15 protein-coding genes and 1 tRNA gene are annotated in these 21,356 nt (G+C 54.3%); 7 read left to right on the plus strand and 9 right to left on the minus strand.

Annotated elements, in window-relative coordinates; genetic code table 11:
• Nucleotides 1-11: 11 nt before the first annotated feature.
• The 3 genes from N2A98_RS13620 to N2A98_RS13630 all read left to right on the plus strand — a co-directional run bounded on the left by N2A98_RS13620 (nt 12) and on the right by N2A98_RS13630 (nt 4,173).
• Nucleotides 12-638, plus strand: coding sequence for a hypothetical protein (locus N2A98_RS13620; protein WP_275622118.1), 627 nt, complete (start codon nt 12-14; stop codon nt 636-638).
• 70 nt (nt 639-708) lie between these two features.
• Complete coding sequence (locus N2A98_RS13625; protein ID WP_275622119.1) at nt 709-1,596, plus strand: DUF2971 domain-containing protein; 888 nt, start codon at nt 709-711, stop codon at nt 1,594-1,596.
• A gap of 1,512 nt (nt 1,597-3,108) precedes the next feature.
• On the plus strand, nt 3,109-4,173 hold the full coding sequence (locus tag N2A98_RS13630; RefSeq protein WP_275623611.1) for a tyrosine-type recombinase/integrase: 1,065 nt from the start codon (nt 3,109-3,111) through the stop codon (nt 4,171-4,173).
• Between the two features lie 88 nt (nt 4,174-4,261).
• Here N2A98_RS13630 and N2A98_RS13635 read toward each other — a convergent pair whose 3' ends face one another.
• From N2A98_RS13635 to N2A98_RS13645, 3 genes are all read right to left on the minus strand, one after another.
• The gene (locus N2A98_RS13635; protein WP_275622120.1) at nt 4,262-6,688 is read right to left on the minus strand and encodes a DUF4062 domain-containing protein; all 2,427 of its coding nucleotides are present in this window, start codon (nt 6,686-6,688) and stop codon (nt 4,262-4,264) included.
• 392 nt (nt 6,689-7,080) lie between these two features.
• Nucleotides 7,081-7,154: transfer RNA gene (locus N2A98_RS13640), tRNA-Cys, on the minus strand.
• 214 nt (nt 7,155-7,368) lie between these two features.
• Nucleotides 7,369-9,648, minus strand: coding sequence for an acylase (locus N2A98_RS13645; protein WP_275622121.1), 2,280 nt, complete (start codon nt 9,646-9,648; stop codon nt 7,369-7,371).
• A gap of 238 nt (nt 9,649-9,886) precedes the next feature.
• Here N2A98_RS13645 and N2A98_RS13650 point away from each other — a divergent pair, with 238 nt between their 5' ends.
• Nucleotides 9,887-10,267 carry a hypothetical protein gene (locus N2A98_RS13650; protein WP_003191568.1) on the plus strand — a complete coding sequence of 127 codons (381 nt, stop codon included), beginning with the start codon at nt 9,887-9,889 and terminating at the stop codon, nt 10,265-10,267.
• Between the two features lie 10 nt (nt 10,268-10,277).
• On the opposite strand, the gene N2A98_RS13655 is transcribed toward N2A98_RS13650, so the two are convergent.
• Nucleotides 10,278-10,472 (minus strand): hypothetical protein, encoded by a 195-nt coding sequence (locus N2A98_RS13655; protein WP_014718591.1) that lies wholly within the window; start codon nt 10,470-10,472, stop codon nt 10,278-10,280.
• Nucleotides 10,473-10,644: 172 nt separating this feature from the next.
• Here N2A98_RS13655 and N2A98_RS13660 point away from each other — a divergent pair, with 172 nt between their 5' ends.
• Both N2A98_RS13660 and N2A98_RS13665 read left to right on the plus strand, forming a co-directional pair.
• Complete coding sequence (locus N2A98_RS13660) at nt 10,645-10,776, plus strand: hypothetical protein (protein ID WP_256557817.1); 132 nt, start codon at nt 10,645-10,647, stop codon at nt 10,774-10,776.
• Nucleotides 10,777-11,000: 224 nt separating this feature from the next.
• Nucleotides 11,001-15,830: a hypothetical protein gene (locus tag N2A98_RS13665; protein WP_275622122.1), complete on the plus strand. Its 4,830-nt coding sequence runs from the start codon at nt 11,001-11,003 to the stop codon at nt 15,828-15,830.
• 76 nt (nt 15,831-15,906) lie between these two features.
• On the opposite strand, the gene N2A98_RS13670 is transcribed toward N2A98_RS13665, so the two are convergent.
• Genes N2A98_RS13670 through N2A98_RS13690 form a run of 5 tightly spaced genes read right to left on the minus strand, consistent with a single transcriptional unit; the run spans nt 15,907 to nt 20,312 of the window.
• The gene (locus tag N2A98_RS13670; RefSeq protein WP_044274176.1) at nt 15,907-16,668 is read right to left on the minus strand and encodes an ABC transporter permease; all 762 of its coding nucleotides are present in this window, start codon (nt 16,666-16,668) and stop codon (nt 15,907-15,909) included.
• On the minus strand, nt 16,665-17,864 hold the full coding sequence (locus N2A98_RS13675) for an ABC transporter substrate-binding protein (RefSeq protein ID WP_275622123.1): 1,200 nt from the start codon (nt 17,862-17,864) through the stop codon (nt 16,665-16,667). Before N2A98_RS13675 ends, N2A98_RS13670 begins: the two co-directional genes overlap by 4 nt.
• Nucleotides 17,851-18,654, minus strand: coding sequence for an ABC transporter ATP-binding protein (locus N2A98_RS13680; RefSeq protein WP_069557672.1), 804 nt, complete (start codon nt 18,652-18,654; stop codon nt 17,851-17,853). The genes N2A98_RS13675 and N2A98_RS13680 overlap by 14 nt, the downstream gene beginning before the upstream one ends.
• Nucleotides 18,651-19,712 carry an acyl-CoA dehydrogenase family protein gene (locus N2A98_RS13685; protein WP_275622124.1) on the minus strand — a complete coding sequence of 354 codons (1,062 nt, stop codon included), beginning with the start codon at nt 19,710-19,712 and terminating at the stop codon, nt 18,651-18,653. Before N2A98_RS13685 ends, N2A98_RS13680 begins: the two co-directional genes overlap by 4 nt.
• Before the next feature lie 39 nt (nt 19,713-19,751).
• A complete protein-coding gene (locus N2A98_RS13690) occupies nt 19,752-20,312 on the minus strand; it encodes a carboxymuconolactone decarboxylase family protein (protein WP_275622125.1) in 561 nt (186 codons plus the stop codon).
• 103 nt (nt 20,313-20,415) lie between these two features.
• Between N2A98_RS13690 and N2A98_RS13695 the strand changes: the two genes are divergently transcribed.
• Entirely contained in the window at nt 20,416-21,348 is a 933-nt protein-coding gene (locus N2A98_RS13695) for an AraC family transcriptional regulator (RefSeq protein ID WP_275622126.1), read from the plus strand.
• Nucleotides 21,349-21,356: the final 8 nt, after the last annotated feature.

The raw sequence follows: 21,356 nt of genomic DNA on the forward strand, positions 1-21,356 counted from the left end.
AGACCATTAGCGTGAATAAAGTAAATTTTGATTTATACAACATCACCATTGATGAGCTAAAAAAATATGACCTTGGCCTTATATCAGCTTTCGCTGAACTAATAAACGCTACAAATGCATATAAAAAAATGATTAGCGTGGGTGTCGGCAGCTTTCATCAATACGACATGGCCTGGCGAGATTTTCTGCAATCGATTGATCGAGCATGGAACAAAATATTAGCAAGATGTAAAAACGAGAAGAAGTGGCCAAAATTAAAATCCAAATATGAAAAAATAAGGAAAGAAGATCCTCTACTAAAATACATATCACAAGCTAGAAACGTATCTGAACACTCTATTTCTGACGTAATAAAAGATTGGAATCCCAACCTTAAAGCGACCCCAGGAATAGGCAGCATACATTTGTCGTGGTCGCATTATGATAGACCGCTTCTACCCGTAACTAATAGAGGTACAACTTTCAACCCACCAAAAAAACACCTTTCCAAACCAATTGAATATTATCGAGACAAAAGACCCGGTGCCGAAGAACCTAGAGTTGTTGCCGAGCTCGCCATGATATTTTACGTGGAAATGGCAATGGTAATCTCCAACGAGCTTTTCCCAACGAAATTTGCTTCGATTCAAAATCAGTGAGAATTCCGCTCCGCTTCCGTGGAATATTAGCTCCACGGTGAAAATGATAATTGAATGGAATCATTAGACTATGCCACTCTATAAATACGTAACAGCCAAGACCGCCGTAAAAATTCTAAACGGAAGCATACGATTTACTCAGCCAGGGGCGTTCAACGATCCGTTCGAATTACTGCCTCAGTTCATTACTCCAAAGACGATTACTGAGCAGACTCAACACTCTCTGTCTGTGGGTTGTGTTGGGTCACGCAGAAAAGGAATACTCCGAAATGGAATCAAGGAGGAGGATCGTTATAAAGGTGACTTTCAAGCGCGAAATATTGTGAAATCCCTGAATGACGTTATTGGGCTGCTCTGCTTGAGCAAAAACCCAGAGAGCCTTCTTATGTGGGGGCACTATGGAGATGAATATCGCGGAGCAATCATTGAGTTTGATGAAACACATCCGTTCTTCGAGGGAAAGATCTCAATAACTTATAGAAAAAATCGCCCAGTTTATGACTTATCCGATTTTCTAGAACAACCGTTTCCTGTCGCAGATTTATGCATTAAGCCAAATGTCTGGTCGTACGAGAGAGAGATTAGAATCGCAAGACCACTATCGAGTTGTACCGAGGTAGCAAAAGATGAGAACGGAAACCGAATAATGACTATGGACATCCCTATTGAATGCGTTCGTGGAGTGATAATGGGTGAGCGAATGACAGTTGTGAATCAGCGATTGATGTGGGATCTGGTTAAGAATACTGATCTTTCCCTTCGCTTGGCCGCCGTCGCTAACTGGGATTACGCATTCCGAAATGAAATTATTAAGTATCCGGGTCCGTTAACTGGCTCACCTAGTATTAGTCCACGCACAGCGCATATTTTTTCAGAAGATATTGGGCAATTCGGAGAAATGGCTCGTTGGCTCATTAAAGATCATCCAGCCTCTGAGTTTGTCAACTTAACCTGCTGACTATGTCTCCACTCACGCGCTGCTCCAGGTCTACCGGCCGAGAGGTAATCATGGGCAGTAGTACCGCTCTGGATATTGAGGAGTCACCCCACCTAAGGCCAAAAGCTGAAATCCACAAATACGAGGAATCAAGCTTGGCTCAAGCAAACCTAATGATGGACAACATGAAATCTAGTGAATAGCTGTTTTCGCCCAAAAGCAGCCAGTCAGGTATGTCTAGGAAATCAGGGACTGTTTAAACACGTCTCAAGCAGCAGAGCAATCTCGATAGGCTTTGCGCATCGGTGGTGTGGTTTGCTCGCACCGTGACTGTATCCTGGGCCGGGCCCGCTGTACACGTGTAACGGGATATTGGAACTTCAGCCCGTCCCAGCGAGCGACTTGAATCACTAATTATAAACCATTCAAACTTAAAAAAGCTACGCATCTAGGTCTACAACTTTCTGCTCTACTTTAACTTTTTATTATAATATAAATATTACTAGCACAAATCCGGATCATCACTTGTTACAGCGACTGTATGCCTTCCTATCATTTCTGCTTTTCCAGCAGTGAGATTAGATATATCAGTTAGCTCCCCGACTGATTTAGCTATGAAATTATTTAGTTCTGTAATTGAATTTATCTGCACCTAAAGCTCTTCGCAGGCCTGGAGTCTGCATGCGATTAGCCACGATATGCGCCGAAATTGCACCTGCAACTATTAATATGGCCTTTATAATTTCGATTTGCCTCCAGAACTAAAGTGGCTTATAACGTTTAATTAAGACGCTATAGAACGCAGTTCCAAAGAGTATAGTGGACTTTTTGAATCAGGCGTTAGCCATCTTATGGAAAGATCATACTCCATTCATCCCATGACTGACCGCTTGATAGCATACCCCTCTCTACACGAGAGCGAATCTCATCAGAATATATGGAAGCAGGCCAGTTTCTCATATGCCCATCTCCAGATCCAGCTATGTTAGTTATTCGGTAGTAGTCAGCCAGATCTCGAAATGTGGGATCTTCCCACGCCAGCTTTTGGGAAATATATGAGATGAGAGCACCCATAGGGGTGAATTGTTCGACCTGCTGCTCATGTGAGTATGCATGGCCTACATATGCGCTCGTTGCAGAGCCATTTTCGCCGTAAATCTGAATCATCGATGCCCAGTCAGGAATCTGGTGAGGGCCAATGAATGTCATTGTTGACGACGTCCACGTTGCGAGATCAGCGACGCATAATATGTCTAGTTGTTGCCTTGGATGGTGTACAGACGCAGCATCCGAATCATATAGTTTCTCCCGGATATTCTCTTCTGGCGTCGAATTTTCTTTTTTCCAAGAGTGGGAGTGCGCTAATAGCCCATACACTATAGGGGAATGTAGTTCTTTATATGGCGTCCCGATACGGCTATGATAGAAGCTTTTGATCTCGGCACATTTTTTTATAGCGTCAGAAATGTGAGACGCCTTGAGAGTTGTCTTGCACTCAAATGCTGCCGCCACACCAGCGGCCAAATAAAGTTTCTGCGCCAGAAAAGCACAGCCAACCGGGATTTGCCCCCGCGCATGATCCGCCGATGCCAACCACGCAAGAACGGCACCACCTGGGTCGGGTACTACTACAACGGCAGGGACGCCGACGGCAAACGCAAAGAAATTCCCTTAGGTGGTGACCTCGACCAGGCCAAAGTGGAATGGGCAAGGCTGGAACGACGAGCCCCGCCTAAGCCCAGCCACTTGCTGGGATTTTTATTCGACAGATACGTGAAAGAGATCATCCCGACCAAGGGGGTGCGCACTCAATCCGACAATATGAAAGAACTCAAGCAACTCAGAAAAGCGTTTGAGCAAGCCCCTATTGATTCGATTACACCCCAGGTGGTGGCGCAATATAGGGACGCCCGGACCGCAAAGGTCCGGGCCAACAGGGAAATAGCACTGCTGTCACGCATGTTCACCATCGCACGCGAGTGGGGCCTGACCAGCAATGCGAACCCTTGCTTCGGTGTACGTCGAAACAAGGAAACCCCGCGGGACTATTACGCCGGCGATATCGTGTGGAACGCGGTGTATGCAGAAGCCGTTCAGGAACTCAAGGACGCGATGGACCTGGCCTATTTGACTGGTCAGCGCCCAGCCGACGTGCTCAAGGTTGCCACCACCGATTTGAACGCTGGGTTCTTGACGGTGAAACAAGGAAAATCGTCGAAGAAACTGCGCCTCCGACTTGAGGAAGATGGCGTGCAATCTGGACTGAGCACCTTCATCGACGACCTACAAAAACGTAGGTCGCTCAGCGGAATCAAAACGTCCCGCCTGATCACCAACACCGGTGGCCTACGGATGAGCCAGCAGATGTTGCGCAACCGCTGGGACGAAGCCCGAGAAAAAGCCGCTATCAAGGCCGGCGCCGAGGGCGACTCAGCCTTGGCCGTACTAATTCGCCAGTTTCAGTTCAAAGACATTCGCCCTAAAGCCGCAAGCGAAATCGAGCTCACGCATGCAAGCCGCTTACTTGGTCACTCAAGCGAAGAGATGACCAAGAAAGTGTATCGGAGAGTTGGAGAAATAGTTCGACCCACTAAATAATCTAGCATTTAAACAACCTATAGTATGCCTTCATTGACCCGCTCAATGAAGGACGCTAGCACCAAATGTATTTTTGATATTAAAAAAGCTACACTATGAACGTCTTCTTGCATACGTTTCTGATTTGCTCTCTCGAAGCATATAATCCAAAATCAAGCCAATGAATAACATTATAAAACGACTGCTCCTCCTCGTTATACATTTCGAGAAGCAATGATAACCGGCCCTTTGAATATGTTTTAGCACACTTTAGTGAACAATTCTTACGAACCTCCTCATCAACATCCTGAAGCACGCCTAGGATCGTGTCGTTACCAATACTGACAAATTCCTTATCCTTAATAGAACAAATTAAATGTCGCTTAAGCCTCACAGGACACTCCATATTTAATACATCTGCTAGTCTATTCTTTCCGAGCTTCAATATAATTTGAACAGCTAAGGCTTGTGCCTCACGGGGTATCCCATACCCCCCCAGAAGAGTTTTACTTTCAGAGAATCTAAACCTATCAACAAGCTCCATCACGAGTGGAATGTCTTGCCACTCTCCAAACAAGAACAAGTACTCAAGATCTTGGACCTTGGGAATTACAGTTGAATCAGAAAGGGCAAAGCGCACAACCGCTATATCCTTCTTAGATTTCTTCTCGACTATCACCGTAAGAGTTTTGCGAACCAGACGCTCCATGATGATAACTTTTATTGATTCGAATTGCTTAATAAAGTCGCCCGAAGTACCATTCGCAACATCTCCCCAAGAAACAATTTTTTCAGCGTAAAACCGTTCAAATTTATCAAATAAATTATTCGTTAATTCAGGTCGCCACGCATCAATATTTCTTCGGCAAAGCTCAATATAAGAATCAGGAATCAGAGGTAAACTTCTAACCGACTTTCTTTCAAGCTCATCGCTGTCAATAGTAGCAAGAACCATCGGCTGATACTTTTCCCAAACACCATCTTCTTCAGTGGTGGACTTAGATCGATCCTTCATAATTATCGCTTTCGCTTCATCTTCGCTTAAGCTCGCACCCTGCTTTAGCAAACACTTAACTGCAAGCCCTCTCACAATAGGCTCAGGATCTTGCTGAACAGTTTCCACAAGCGGAGAGGTTAGAAGCTCTCTTAATATAAGCAACTCAATTGATCGTTCTCTAACGAATTTATTTCTGTTTCCCATAGCTTCGTATAGCTCTTCAGACGAAATATGACTATGGTTCAAAAACACTTGACCAACAAGCTCTTCACTTAACGTAGCTGGCTGTAGGTCTTTAATTGCCTGCAAAGCAGAACCAACGCCAACACGTAGCTTGATAGTTATGTAAGCCTCATGTGCCATCGCAATAGTCTGAGAGTCACTTTTAACAATCTCGTCATGTATGACATCTAAATCCTGCACGCCCCCCATAACACAAAGATAACGTAAGGCAGCGTTCTTTACTGAGGAGTTCCTTTTTTCAGAAAACCATATATTAAGATAATTTTTTTTCTTTAGATATTCATCTTCCTTAATCTCAGTTTCCGTTAGTGTCATCACATCCAGAATTGACGTTACGATAGAATGACCATCTTCATTTATCGTCAGCGTCAAGAATGCCAAATGATATAGTTCACTTTTAGGATGCTTCAGCCAGTACCACAAAGGAGAATTTTGGTATTGTAAACTTTTAGTTCCACATTGAAGCAAGCCAAGCAATTCATGATTATCAAAAACGCAACCATTCTTGTTTTTGTAAATTAAATTACTATCATGCGGCCCTAGGTAAACACTGTCATTTTGTCCGTCACCCAACCCAATTGAAATCAATCTTAACCGGGCAACCTCAAATGGTTCCAATCGTGCATTATTAGAAGAGTCTCCGTTACGCCTCAGGATAGATTGGATAAAGTTCGCACTCTGCCCTCTAATAGGGGCTCGATCAAAATTTTCTTGATTTGTTTCGCCTTCACTATGTCCCGCACCAGCCTCAGGTGTGTGTGTTGCCTGAAGGTGATTATCATTTAACTCTATATACTCAAAAACATAATTTGAAATACATTTTCGAATTAGACTTTCAAAATCTTCTAGACTTTCGAAGTCTTGAAACAACAATGACTTATTCGCAATTATTCCTTTTCGGAACTTTATAACTCTTTGCAATTGCTCGCCAGGATCACTCATTGCTGGCGCATCAACTTTTTTGAAGAATAGACTTATTAAAGGTTTTCTTTTTTCTGCATGACCGGCTGTAGCTATCGTAAACTCTTCCTCAAAACCCGATTGATATTTACTTTCATTATCTGGAGCGCTTCCCCATCGTTTCCAGACTAGTCCGATAAAGACATCACACCGATCTAAGTCACGATTAATGATTTCTTGAGGTCTTCCTGCGCTAGATACCGTGTCCTCCCATCCAACTAGCTCAATATGAACGTTTAGCTTTAGTGAAAACATAGCGTTTAATTCATCTACGACTTTTTTTGCAACCTTACGCTCAGGAATTAAATCTCCTGGAGACGCTAAAAAAAAGCTCACGACCTTTCTGTTCCCTGCCACAACCTATCCTCAAGCTCATCCAAATTTGTATTTTAATGTTTCGGCATGGCTGGATAATCACAACTTTCAGACCGGCTGTCCACGGGGATGAGTGAGGATTTTGATTCGTCAACCTGATGAGCGCTCAGGGCTACGCAGGAAAGCCGCTTTAACATCAGTGAATAATGCTTTTCATGTCCATCCACCAGCAACCGATCGTAGCAAAGGTCTTTCTGCGCGCATGCCAACCAATAAACCGGCAACGGAAAGCTGCCAGCCATAACAGACAAAGAAAGCCTAGTTGCGGAAGGGGTAGGAAATATTGCGGAAGTGATCCTAAATCGCAGGCAATAAAAAACCCCGTAGACCATTGATCTACGGGGCTTTAAGAGTGGAGGCCGAGGTCGGAATCGAACCGGCGTAGGCGGATTTGCAATCCGCTGCATAACCATTTTGCTACTCGGCCTCAAACGATCAATGCCCTTGTTGCTGACATTCACCGCATACAAACTTGAGTGGGCTATGGGAAGCTTGCCTCTACTCTAACTCATTGAATACATTGAAGTTTTTAATGCTTCATTGCGTTCGATGGGCGCCATTATGTACTCATTTGCCTAGGCCTGCAACCCCTTGATTTCAAAAAATATTCTGCCTTGGCATCAATGGGTTGCGCGTCTGCCCTACTCCTTCACCGTGTGGATTTGGTAGTGCGGGTCGGCCTTGATCTGGGCCTCGGTGAAGGGCAATGGGCGCAGTTTTTTCTCGGAGAAGGCTTGGGTCTGGTCCTTTGAGTAGGCGGACGCCGGGTTGCTGGACTCGGAGAAAGCGAGTACGCCGACTGCGTTGGGGCCTTTGTCGTCGAAGGTGACGATTTGCAGGTAGCTGGTGCCGCTGACGACTTCGCGTTTGCCGTCGGCGCGGGGCACGGTTTGCATGGCGTTGTAGATGCCCAGTTCTTGCGGGCCGCCGTGGATGGGGGTTTGGCCGGAGACTTGGATATCGCCCCAGCGGGTCTGCCCCAGTTTGCTGACCTCAGCGCTGGAGGCCAGCATGGCTGCGCGCAGGGCCTTGGCGACCGGGGCGCGGTCGATGGCGAGGCCGCTAGGGGTGGTCAGGGGATGGGCCGGGTCGAAGGCCACGCGCCAGGCGTCAGGGATTTGCTGCAGGTGCTGCACCAGGTTGATGAAGTGCACCAGGCCCACGCCGCTGTCGAGGTTGGCGCGCTGGTCCCAGTTTTTCAGGCTGGTGCAAAGTGGTTGCAGTGCAGCGGCGTCGGCCCCGAGGTGTTTGGCGCAGAACGTCAGCAGATCGGGCATGACTTGGCCTGCCAGGTACACCTCGTTGTCCATGACCATATTTTGCAGGTCGGTGACGCTGATCGGCTGCTTCTCAAGGGCTTGCAGGCGCTGGAGCGCGAAGCGCGCGCGCGGGCCGAGGCCGATGTTGTCCTGGCTGATCACCGGCGAGAAGCCGCTCAGGGGCGCCTTGGGGTTGGCCATCCAGGCAGAATCATTGGAGTGCTGCACGTAGTCGGTGCGTTGCAGCTGTGGCAACTGGTCGGCCGGGAAGATACCGGACTGGGCCGCGCGTGGGTCGATGTCCCAGGCGCAGGCGCTGTGGGTGCCGTCGAGCACGATCATTTGCAGGCCGGCCCGTGGGTCGCTGCATTTTGCCAGCTTGGCGGCACTGACGTTGGGCACCACCGACAGGTTCATGTACAGGCTTTGGCCCTGGTCATCGGCGGCCAGGGTGTTGACCCAGGGGATGCCTTGCAGGGTGTGCACCGAGGTTTGCAATTCCTTGAGGCTGCCGGCGCGGTTCATGGCGTACCACTGTTGCAGCACCCGGTCGTTGCCCAGGTTGGCGTCGCGCAGGCTGAAGGCGTAGCGGCTGTCCCAGTCGAGCTTGCCGGGCCATTGCACCACGGGGCCGAACTGCGAGCTGTAGACGGTGTGGGTCACGGCCTTGAGGCTGCCGTCGGCTTGCTTGACCTGTACCGTTACCGCCGTTTTATCCAGGGGGATGGACTTGCCGTCCAGCAGGTAACGGGTGGCGTCCTTGGGGTCGAGGGTCAGTCGGTACAGGGTGAAATGTTTGGACGTGTCCACGGTATGGGTCCACGCCACATGCTGGTTGAAGCCGATGTTCACCACGGGCAACCCTGGCAGTGCGGCGCCCATCACATCCAACTGGCCAGGGATGGTCAGGTGCATCTGGTAAAAACGCATGCCGCCCACCCAAGGGAAATGCGGGTTGGCCAGCAGCATGCCACGGCCATTGAAGGAGCGGTCACGGCCCACGGCAACGGCATTGCTGCCTCGGTCCAGGGTGAAGCGTTGCTGGTTGGCTGCGGCCACTGCAAAGGCTTTGGCGCTGGGTTGAACACCTGCGCTAGCCTGGGGTGGTGCTGCCCCGACCAAGGCTTCGGCGAATTGGCCGACGCCCCCTTCAACCAATAGCCTACGGGTCAACTTGACCAGGTCTTCCTTCACCAAGGGCCGTACCCAAGCGGCCTGGCACTGCGCGGGGGCGCCCTGCTCCTTTAGATAACGATTGTAGCCAGCCACGTACCCTTCGATGCGCTGCTGCATCGCTGGCGTCTGGGCTTTCCAGAAGGCCGCCACGGCCTCGGGTGTATTCAGCCAGTTGAAGAACACGTCGCTGGCGAGGTTGTTGCGCTCCTCCAGGGTCGCTTGGTCCGGCCCCAAAAACCTGGCGCGCTGGCCATTGACCGTGGTCACCTCATTGGCCAACAGGCACAGGTTGTCCTGGGCATAGGCGTACCCCATACCCACCCCCAGGCCACGCTCATCAACGGCGCGAATATGCGGCACGCCATAACTGGTACGGCGGATATCCGCCGACGCCTGCGTCATTTGTTCCCGTGCCGATGCGGCCAGGCTCAGCCCCAGCAACAGCCCTGCCACGCCCACTCTGGACAACCCGTTGGAAATAATCACGCCGACTCCACAGTCAAATTGAACACCCTCACAAGGGATGGTTACCCCACCGTAAGAACGCACATCGACCGGAATAATTTAGCCGCACACGGCTGTATATCGTCAGCGCCTGAAAAGTGACAAACCCGATACCGACATATTTTCTACATCCGTCGTTTCATGATTTGCGTCACTCGTTCGTCTTATTACTCAAGAGCACCATCTTTTTCCTGATCAGGCTCTGAAAAGGAGTTTTTGCATGTATAACCCTCAAGTGCCCACGGATGGACATTCAAAGGCCACAGATACTCACTTTGGCAAAGGCACACAGGCGTTCGGCAACGCGCCCGAACAGCAGGGCAACCAGCGCATCCGCCATTTGCTCAAGTGTTTCGGTTTGCGCACCAGCCTGATCCGGCTGAAGGTCATCGACGCCCTCCTCACCGCCGCCGACAACCAGCGCACCCTCGGGGTCCGCGGCGTGCACAGCCACTTGCTGGAGCTGGGCATTCCGTTGTCGTTTCTCAGCGTGCGCGAGGTGCTCAAGCGTCTGTGCAGCGAGGGCGTGATCACCCTCAACGCTGACAAGAGCTACAGCCTCCATGAAGAGGCTGCCAAGGTCCTTGAAAGCCGTGCCTGACTGACGCCCGTCAGAAGTTAGGCTTGACCTTGCGGCGCATGATGCCGTTGATCACCACGACGACCACGGCAATCGCGATCGCCAGGTACTGGAAGGTTTTTTCGCTGATCACACCTGTGTTCTGCAGATAAGACAGGCCAAACATCGCGCCCAGTACCGCCAGGGCAATCAGAAGCGAGTATTTCAAGCGTTGCTTTTGGGTCATGACAAGTTCCTGAACCTGAGAATGTATCCACTGTGTATCGCCGCGCATGCCAAGCACCTACCCAATTCTGGGGATGGCACGGGGTCGGCGGGGTCTTATGTTACAGGCGATCAATAGTTTTGGCTTGTCCGGCGCCTGACTGACTCTGTAAGGCTCCCTTGAGGATCATTAAATGCTTCGACGACTCGTGCTGCTAGTTCCCCTTCTGATCATGCTGAGCATCAGCGGCTGCTTCTTCTTCCCGCGCGGCGGTGGTTGGCATGATCACCACGATGACGGCGGCCGCGGTTACGAACGGCGCTGATCCCCTCCATCAAATTTACCTGACCCTGCGTAGACAGTGCGTGCGGCAAGCTGGGCAGCCCAGCATTGCCGCCACGGGCGGTACATATTCGTAAATAACATTTCAGCGGGCCTGCTCGGAACCTTCCGACGCTTTCACCCCAATTATCCGAGGCCCAACTAAGGAAGAATCATCCCTCGAATTACCATCAGGACGCCTGGGCCAATGCAATCGGAATAACTCACTTGCTTACAGGTATCGCCCACCCTCGCCTGCGCCGAGACGTCTGCGTCGAAGAAACCACCCAGGCTTGTCACCCCCCACAAATCTCACCCTCGGCCCAAACACCTTCTGCTCCTGAGGTAGAGGCTATCGCGCCGGCCAGCGCGATTCGCTCTGACCTGATCAAGGGCCTGCAAATAACTGATCAACGTCTGTTGCTCAATCAATACCAGGCCCTCAACCAGGACATTCAGGCACTGCTGTTACGCCAGCCGACGCTCAGCAGCGTTATCGAGCAGCAACTCGCCCGCAGTTTAGGCATTACGCCTCCCGTGGACGTCTCGTCGCTGTATGTACACCGCTATCACACCGATGAGCAGGGCCAGCGCACGTTGGTCTCGGTGGAAGGCATCACCGAAGCGCTATTCAAGGCGTTGCGCCAGCTCAAGACATCTCCCGACGTTCAGCCCTCGACCAGTACCGTCGGCATGGAAGTCGGCTTTTACCGCAGCGATTCGCCAAGCGAAAGCACCCAGCAATTGCAGACTCGCGACACCCTGCTTTCAATTGCACAAACCATCGAAAAACAACTGCCCCTGAGCCTTGCCCGATTCTGGACCGAGCCACGCACGGGCGAACCCAACCCTGAGTCCCCCCAAAACGAGTTGCTGGCTATCCACCGAGAGATGCTCTCCACTCTGGCGGCCTTGGGAGTGGAAGACGGTGCATTGACGCCCGCAGCCAAATCTTTGATCGACAAGGCATTCGAATACCCGAGCCTGGAGGCTCGGGAACGCGCGATGAAAGATGGAGAACGGCCTGGCGTCTACCCGCTCAAGCTCGAGGTGCCACGCCCGGCCGGCAGCCTGTTGGCGGGTGCCTTCCTGATCACCAGCAGCGATGGGTCGTCAGCGACACGCCCATTCAATAGTGCGAACACTGACCGGACCTTGCTGCCTGGCCAACAGCAAGGGCTGACCGTGCTCTACACGCCCCGCGATGGTTACGAAACATTCGACAGCCCCGCCAAGGCACTTGCGGCACTGCGTCAACGCATCAACGACGACCCCGATGCCGCGCAGCAATTACTACAGAGCCTGCCTATAGAGGTTCAGCAGAGCTTGAAAGATGACTGGCAAACTCATCTGAGCCAGAACCTCTCCCCGGTGAAGGTTGACGTGATTGCAGCAGGTGTACCGCAGTTGTTGGAGCGCCAGCGACAACAGGTGAGCAACGAACTACAAGCGCTATATGACTCGCAAAGCCAAGAACCGATATTAGTAGACCCCTGGCGACACCTATTGACTGAGAGAGGCCTGCATGAAGCCGCCGACCTCGGATGGCATTTCGACGGCGATAACGCCTTGTTGACGCGCACGCAATGGCTGGACAGCCGATCACACAATCAGGACGCTCGCCAGGCGCTGGACCAAAGCCTTGGGAACCAGAAAAACTGGCAATACCTGGCTCAAACACTCAACGAGTCCGTCCAGACATTGCCGGAAAAACCCACAGCGCGGGACGTATCGGCCATGTTGAAAAAAACGCCGATGAATATTGCGCCAGACTCCGGCCATTACCAATCCTATATACGCGCACCTGGCATGCCCGTAAGCGTTGAAGCGTTCCTCACTGAAAACGGCTTGCCATTGCCCAAGACCCTCGACGACCTACTGGCCTTGGCGCAAACCGCGAACGTTCGAGCGCAGCAGCACCCCTTGGGCAATTTCGCAGGCGCCCTGTCATGGCCACTGCCCCTGAGTGTTGAAAACCAACGCGAACTGTTCAACGTGGTCGCATGCAACAGCGCCGGCCTGGAGGGCTTGCCGTTGCAAAATCCCAGCTGGGGCGCATTGGACTACCTGGCCAGCGCTGTATCGTTGTCGCCAACCGACATGCAAGAGCCCGCGAAAGCGCTGGAAAAACTGCTCGGCTCGCCCCGTTACAAGGCCTTGGGCGAAGCGATCCAAAACAAGATCAATGGCATAGCCACCCACAGCAGTATCAACGATTACGTATTGGCGGCGATCCATTTGGGGCTCGATCACGAGTCCATCGACCACCCCAGCCGAAGCCGTGTCGCAGGCTTCGATCTCGCTGCCGATACATTCTGGAACAAGCCGCCCTCAGACATTATCAGCGCCCTGGCGGAGCACCTGAGTACCAACGGCAAGACATCCACGCAGACAGCTGCATTGGGCGCACGCTTGCTGTTGGGACGTGTCGCCCCTCAGTTCTTGGTCAAAGATATTCCTGCCACCGTCACTGTCGGCAGCATGGCGTGGGCGAATCTGTGCCTGGCAGTCGCCCGCATCGAAGCACAAACGCCTGGCAAGGTTGCGTCGATGAGTTTCGGTGAAGTCATGCTGGCTGCCGAAGACACACCACCGGCCAGCGAAGCGGTACAGAAAGCGGTGCTGATGGACTGGGCCGTCGCCAATCAAATTACCCATGTCGACCCAAGTGGGGATTACACCCAAGAGAACATCGAATACGCCCGTACCGTGTTCAACCGGCAACTGGATGCTTTGAAAGTCATGTCCGAACGGCTTGAAACACCGATGCCCAATCGAAGGGCAATGGCATTGGCTCTGCTCAAAGAGAAATTCGGCGATGATATCGACTTTGAACAGAAATGCCTGCGCATCAACTACGGGCCTGAATCCATCGGCCCTCGATTCGGCCCCGCCCATTCGCTGCTGGACCTCACCATGGAGGGGATGAAACTCGATGAGTATTGGCAACGCACGGATGGCGCCACAATCAGCAAGCAAACATTTGACGACTTTGTCGCGCTCACTCGTGATAAAGCTCAATATAACGTTGTGAGCGAGTTCAACAAAAAATTCACCGAGGTCACCAACCTTTACAAAGACATCAAGAAAGATCTGGTGATGAACGCTATCACGCACTTGCCTCTGGAGGACCGAACCCAACTTAACTACGGCAAAATCCGGTTCTTCAAAGAAAATTCCTACAGGGTCTCTTACATTCCATTTGTCGGTGAAAATCTGTTCCATTCGAGCGCCACGATTCGAGTGCAAACCGAGCTCAATGGGAAAAAGCAGTCGTACTTGTTTGACACCGAGAAAGGCACCATTCAAAAAACTGGATCACACCCAGCCGACCACAAACCCGTCACTTTCTCGGACGAAGTCATCAGGGTCGAGGAGTATTCTCCTAATCCAGCCAATACCTCTTTCGAGCAAGAGAAACCGCTGTATCACGGCAGTAATCAGAACCACTTCCAAAACCATCGAATTCAGGAGGTGGCAGAAACGGTCGTGAAGGGGCTGGGGATCGACAGTGACGCCGTCAGGCGCCTGGCCGAAGGCAGAACGGCCAGGGAACAACAGCGTGACACTCTCACCACGATAGGCGAATTTTTGCTGGATCTTATCCCCCTCAGATCGGCCATTGCCAATTTTCGCAACGGCAACATAAAGGACGGAGCCATAGACTTGGCGTTCGATTTGTTCGGCTTCCTCACTGCGGGCGTGGCCATGGTCGGAAAGTTGGCAAAAGCCGCCGGCAAAACCGGCAATGCGGTCGCCAAAGTCGCCCGCAGCGGCCGAATCATTGGGGCGACCGCCTTCAGCGCATTCAACCCGCTGGGTGGGCTAGGTGACGTGGCGTTAGGCGCGGGCAAAGTACTGATGGAAGGTGCAAGCGCCGCCCGCACGGGTGTTCAACGAATGCGCGGCATGGCCACAGGCGGTGAGCTGGTTAAAGCGAGCAAGCGCTATGAAGCTGCGGCGACGGGCTTGTTCAAAGTCGGTGAGCAACAGGTGCAAGGTTCGGCCATCAAGCACAACGGCAAATGGTATGCCTACGATGCGATGACACAAAAGCCCTACGGCGCGGCCAGGGAGTTTTCCCCGGCGGATCTACTGATGCCGCCCTCGCCTAACCTGCATGATACGACTACGAGCAGCCGCAATGGTGTACGTCATAACCCACTAAGCAGGGCGTCTCGCCCCTCCAAGGCCGTCAAGAGAGTGCCGCTACCCGAGGACGAATACGCGACGAGCCGCAGTACGAACGGTTATCTGGTCCTGGATCATTTCACACCCAATAGAATTAAACAGACACGGGAAAAGTTCGTATTGGAGAAAAACGGTTATTTACAAGACGCGGCCAAGGGCGAGAGGCCGCGCGCTGCAACAGTGCCTGATATCGAGGATGCACTGACGCCCAACCAGACATTTGAAAAGGCGTTGGAAAATACCGATGTACTGGTGCTGGGAGAAGATCACACTGAAGTTGCAGGCCTGATTGCACTACGCGACGGAATGAAAACATTCCATGAAAAGGGCGTCAGCGCCATTTACCTGGAAGGTACGACACTCGACCCGTATGGCCTGCTAGACGATCGTTCGTTCCGACACGCTCTGAAGCGACGACCCGGGGGTGAAAAAATCTATGAGGAACTGATAACAGAAGCCGAAAAATATGCAATCGAATTACTGCCGCTTGAGCACAAGTTTTTGACAAGGCACTCCGATACGCCTGGCTATTTCGAAGGCCTGAGTAAACTTGATAAAAATTCCCCCGAGTATCTGGCATTGTCCAAGCAACGTCTTGAGGAAGTGAACTATTACGGTGCCAGGCAGATAATGAAAAATGAACTCGGCGGAAAATCCGTGGTGTTGGTAGGCCGCTCGCATATGAATACCGCCGAGGGTGTTTATGGTATCGCGGAGTTAACCGGTGGCATCGGTATTGGCGTCTATCAAAAATCGGATATCGCCCACAGTGGGGGCCGTAAAGCGGGCGCTACCCGTGACACCTCAGTGAGAATATCGGGTAGAGATGACACTGTCGGCGATTTGCAGATTGACATAAAAGCGTAAGCACCGGGTAAACCGTTGGGGCTCGCGCCCCAACAACGTGGCACGTCGACTGCTTCACATGGCGACGTTCAAGCCATCAACCGCCATGCACCCACCGCTGGTGCAACCCACGCGCAAACGCGTCCAGCGCAAACCCCAGCACCCCGATCACCACCACCATCGCCATCAACTCCGAGTAAGCGAGCCGATCACGGGTGTCGAGGATGTAATACCCCAGCCCCGCACTGACCCCAAGCATTTCGCACGGCACCAGCACGATCCACAGGATACCGATGGCCAAGCGTACGCCGGTCAGCACATGCCCCACCACGCCTGGAATGACCACCCGGCGTAACGTCTCCCAACGCGTGGCACTCAAGCTCTTGCTTAACTGCAACCAACGCGGGTCGAGCTGACGTACGCCCGCCGCGGTGTTGAGCATGATCGGCCAGACGGCGGCAAAGGCCAGCAGGAAGTAGATTGGCTGGTCGCCCACGCCCATCAGCATCACCACGATCGGCATCCAGGACAGAGGCGAAATCATCCGCAGAAACTGAAACGCCGGCGTGGTCGCCGCCTCCAGGTTACGCGAACTGCCCACCAGCAAACCGAGCGGTACGCCCACCAACAACGCGAGAAACAACCCGACAAAAATACGCTTCAGGCTCACGGCGATATGCAGGTACAACTCACCGCGCCCGAGCAATTCCCACAAGCTGCTGGCGGTGGCCGCCAGGGAAAAGCGCGCCGACAAGCCATCGGCCTCGCCAAAGACTTTCACGCCCAGCCACCACAGCACCAACAACCCCGCCAAGCCACTCAGCCCCAGCCACCAGCCGGGGATTCTGCTGTTGTTCAAACGCCGATCTCCTCGTGCCGCTCATAGCCGTCCGGCAAACCGAAGGTCTGCATGCCGCCCACGGCTTCGATCGCCTTGCGCACGAAGCGGTCGTCCACCAGGTCCTTGGCCACGAAGGCTGGGTCCAGGTCTGCGAGGAATTTTTTGTCGCCTTCGATCAAGGTGTCCTTCAAGCGCCGCACCAGTTCTTCGGTGTAGCTGGGGAAAGGGTACGGTTGGAAGTCGATGCGATGCTCGTCCCATTTGGCATGCTGGATCGCGCCGTCGGCAACATAGCCTGCGTGATCGCTGGCCGCCGGCGCCAGGACTTTGCTCAACACCGATTGGGTATGAGGCGTGTAACGGTTCGGGCCATCCTTGGACAGCAGCTTCACCGCCTCTTCGCGGTTCTCGCGGGTCCACACCTGGGCCTTGACGATGGCGTTCACCACCTTCTGCGACCACTCCGGACGGTTGGCCAGGTCGTGCTCGTGCATGAACACCACACAGCAGGCATGGTTACGCCACACGTCGCCAGTGAAGCGCTGCACGCGACCGACCTTGAGGTTTTCTGCCAGGGCGTTGAACGGTTCGGCGACAATGTAGCCGTCGATGCGTTTGCTGGCCAAAGCCGGAGGCATGTCCGAGGGCGGCAACACGATCAAGTTGACCTCATTGGCGGCAATCGAGCTGCCAGTGGCGCGAGTGACCGGTGTGAGGCCGTTATCGCGGAACAGTTGCTGCACCACCACGTTATGGATCGAGTACCAAAACGGAATCGCCACCGACTTGCCGCCCAGTTGCTTCACGTCGGTAATGCCTGGCGATACAGTCAAGCCTGAACCGCCCACATGGTTCCACGCCACAACTTTGGCTGGCACCTTACTGCCATAGCGCGCCCATACGGTCATCGGCGACAACAGGTGTATGACGTTGACCTGGCCGGAGATAAACGCCTCGATGACCTGGGCCCAACTGCGCAACAACACCGGGCGCTCGGCCTTGATGCCTTCGGCTTCGAACAGGCCGTTGTTGTGGGCCACCAGCAGTGGCGTGGCGTCAGTGATAGGTAGATAGCCAATGCGCACCGGCGCGTCGGGCTCGTTGGCGGCACGCGCCTGCAAGCTGCTCAGCAGAGGCAAGGCGCCGGCGGCACTGAGCACAGCGGAAAGCTTTAGAAAGTCACGGCGCGAGTGGGTCAGGTCATCCAGACACATGGGTAAACTCCTGTTGTTCAAGGGGGTTGGGTTGAGGGCGGCTCGCCTGCCGTAAGGTTTTCAAAATCTCGATACGCAGCGCGCCGATGGCCTCGACCTGTTCTTCCCGAGGGTGCGGCAAATCAATAGCCCACTCGCCCAGCGTCCGCGCCGGGCGGTTACCCAGTAGCAGGATGCGATCGGACAGCAGCAGTGCTTCGTCGATGTCGTGGGTGATCAATACGGCCGCCGAACCTTGCTCACGATTGACCTTGAGCAACAGGTGCTGCATATCGGCGCGCGTCACTTCATCCAGCGCGCCGAAGGGTTCGTCAAGCAGCAACACTTGCGGCTGACGCGCCAGGCAACGAGCCAATGCCGTGCGCTGGGCCATGCCACCGGACAACTGCGCCGGGAACTGCTGGCGCGCAGGTTCCAGCCCTACCGCCGCAATGGCGTGGTCGACACGCCGGCGGCGCTCTTCAACACTCAAGTGCGGTTGGCGGGCGAAATCCAGGCCGAAGGCAACGTTCTTTTCCAGGGTCAGCCAAGGCAGCAGGCTCGGGTCTTGAAAAGCCACCACCACGCGCGGATGCGGGCCGCTCAATGGCTCGCCCAATACCTGCACACGGCCAGATTGAGGTGCCTGCAAGCCGGCCAGCACCCGCAGCAGGCTGGATTTGCCCACGCCGCTAGGGCCCAGGATCGACACCACTTCGCCCGGTTGCAAATGCAAGTCGAAGCCTTGCAGCACGGGTCCACTCTCATACCCCAGGCAAATGCCCTGGGCCGTCAAGACCGCCTGGCTCATAGATTGGCCTGGCGATGCAGCTCGGTACGCAGTTGCACCAGGCTGGGCGTTACGATCGGCACAAAGGCCGACTCGCGCCAGCGCCGGGCAAAGCCGCTGCCGTGGGCGGTCAAATAAGCCTTGCCACCGCTGGCTTGCAGTTCAAGCTGCACGGCGCTGGCGGCGGTTTCGGCCAAGGCGATGCGCAGCTTGAACAGCGGTATAGGCTCGGCGGTAAAACGCCCGGCCAACAGCCCGTTTTTAAGCTTGCTGACCAGGTGATCCAGGGTCACGCGCAGGGCTTCCAACTCTTCGCGCAGTACGGTGCGACTGGCACCCAAATGGTGAGCCACTTCGGCTAGCGAACGCCGGGCCAAGCCAATCGACATGCCGCACTGCAAGCCCAGGAACGCCGGGCGTACCGCTGGCAAGAACTTGCGCGCATCCTCGTGCAGCAACCACTCGCGACTCAGCTCCACGCCTTCCAGGCTAAGCGCTGCGGTGTTGCTCGATTGCAGCCCGAGCAGCTCCAGGTCGCGTGAACGCTGCAACCCGGCCACCGAATCCGGAATCGCCAGGATAAACGGCGCGCCGCCGCCCGCATGCTCGATGGCCGCTGCAGCGACAAAGCCATTCTTGCGCAAGTTGGTCACCCAATGCAGGCGGCCGTTGAGGGTCCAACCGTGGTCGTTGGGCTCGGCGCTGATCTGCAACGTTTCGATACCCGACAGAAACTTCATCGCATTCGACAGCCCGGTGGCCCCGGCCAACTTGCCGCTGAGCAGGTCTGGCATCAGTTGCTCGCGCAGGCGCTGATTGGGGCTCTGCAGCAAGTACTCGATAAACGAGCGCTGGCCCCAACACACAAACGCCGCCGCCAGGGAATGGCTGGCCACATTGGCAATCGCCTCGACCGCCCCCGCCACATCACCGCCCAGGCCGCCCAGTTGAGTGGGCACGCCGATTTTCAGAATATTGGCTTCTGCCAGCCGTGGCAGCACTTCCTGTGGATCGCAACTGCCCACGTCCAGGGCCTGCGCTTGAACATCGAGCCAACGGCTCAAGATTGGGTCAAGCATTCATGTCTCTCCTTTTACAGCAGGTGGGCCAACGCCGAATCAGTTGGCCGGTTTTTCCCAACGGTATTGCGCCAGTTCCGGGTTCAGCGGGGTGCGGGCAAACACGTTAGCGAAGTTGCACAGGGTTGCCAGGCTGACACCCAGGATGACTTCCAGCGCGTGGCCGTCGGTGTAGCCGGCAGCGCGGAATGCCTCAAAGCCCGCATCACTCACACCCCCACGGGTGGCGATCACTTCTCGGGTAAAGGCGGCGAGTGTCTCATAGCGTGCGTCAGGCAATTCACCGCGGCGACGCAGGGCCTCGATCACCTCCTCCGGCAGCTTGGCTTTGTTGCGAGCAACTGCGGTGTGCCCGGCGACGCAGAAATCACAACCGTGGCTGGTGGCGGCAATCAACTGCACCACTTCACGGTCGGCCAGGCCCAGCTCGGCCTTGGCATTCAAGCCGGAGACGGTGATGTAGGTTTCCAGCGCAGCCGGTGCGTTGGCCAGTACCCCCAGCAGGTTAGGAATAAAACCCGAGCCTTTGAGCGCGTTTTCCAGGAAGGGTTTGGCGGCTTGCGGGGCAGTTTCGGGGGTGAGCAGCGGTACGCGGGACATGAAGTGGACTCCTGTTGGGTTCGAATGCCCCAGTCTGTTGGTTCTAAAAAAAGCGCTCAATAGGCTAAAGTAGCGATTACTTGCTCTTGAGTCTTTCCATTAGATGAATTCGTCCAGCGTCCTTGTCGATTGGTTATTAGATAGCCTCGAACTCAACACCAGCTTGTTTCACGTCGGCCGCTATTGCGGTGACTGGCACGCGAGCACCCACGGCCTGGCACAGGCGAGCTTCCACTTGATCGTGCAGGGCGAATGCTGGCTGCATATCGACGGCGATCCAAGGCCACAACACCTGAATAATGGTGACGCGGTGTTTCTGCTGCGTGACTTCGCTTTTCGCCTGTCCGGCCAAGCCACGGCAGCCGGCGCCCAGGAGGGCCCACGCCGCGCAATGCTGCCCCTCGATAGTACGGCCACCGACGGTGTGGGATTAGTCTGCGGTTTCTTTCACTTCCAATCCGGCTTGTCGACACTGATCGTCGACACCCTGCCCAGCTGGATCATCCTGCGCGCCGGCGACCCGTCGCTGATGGCTGCACGCAACCTGTTCGAACTGATCCTGCAAGAATGCGCACGCACGCCAGCGCCCTCTTCCGCGCTGCTTGAGCGCCTGTGCCACCTGTTGTTCCTATACGTGTTGCGCCAGCAAGTGCTCGACAACACCGAGCTTGGCGGCCTGGCGGCGCTAGGCCGGGCACCTGCGTTCGCGCATTTGCTGGAGCAATTGATCGCCCGCCCCGCTGAGCCCTGGAGCCTGGAAAGCATGGCGGCCTGCACGGGGTTGTCGCGCTCGGCGTTTTTCAAGCGCTTCAGCGAATTGTGCGGGCAGTCACCCGGGCAAGTGCTGCTGATGATCCGCATGCGCCACGCCTGTGGGTTGCTCAAGGCGGACCAGACCGTGGCCGAGGTGTCGCTGGCGGCCGGGTATCAGTCGGTGGCGGCGTTTACCCGGGCATTTCGCAAGATCACCGGGCAACAGCCCGGGGCTTACCGCAGAGACCAACTGCATAGTCAGCCTGCTACCCGTGGCCAGTAAAACGGGAT

This window comes from Pseudomonas sp. FJ2-5-13 (genome assembly GCF_029201605.1).
GTDB lineage: Bacteria > Pseudomonadota > Gammaproteobacteria > Pseudomonadales > Pseudomonadaceae > Aquipseudomonas > Aquipseudomonas lactis.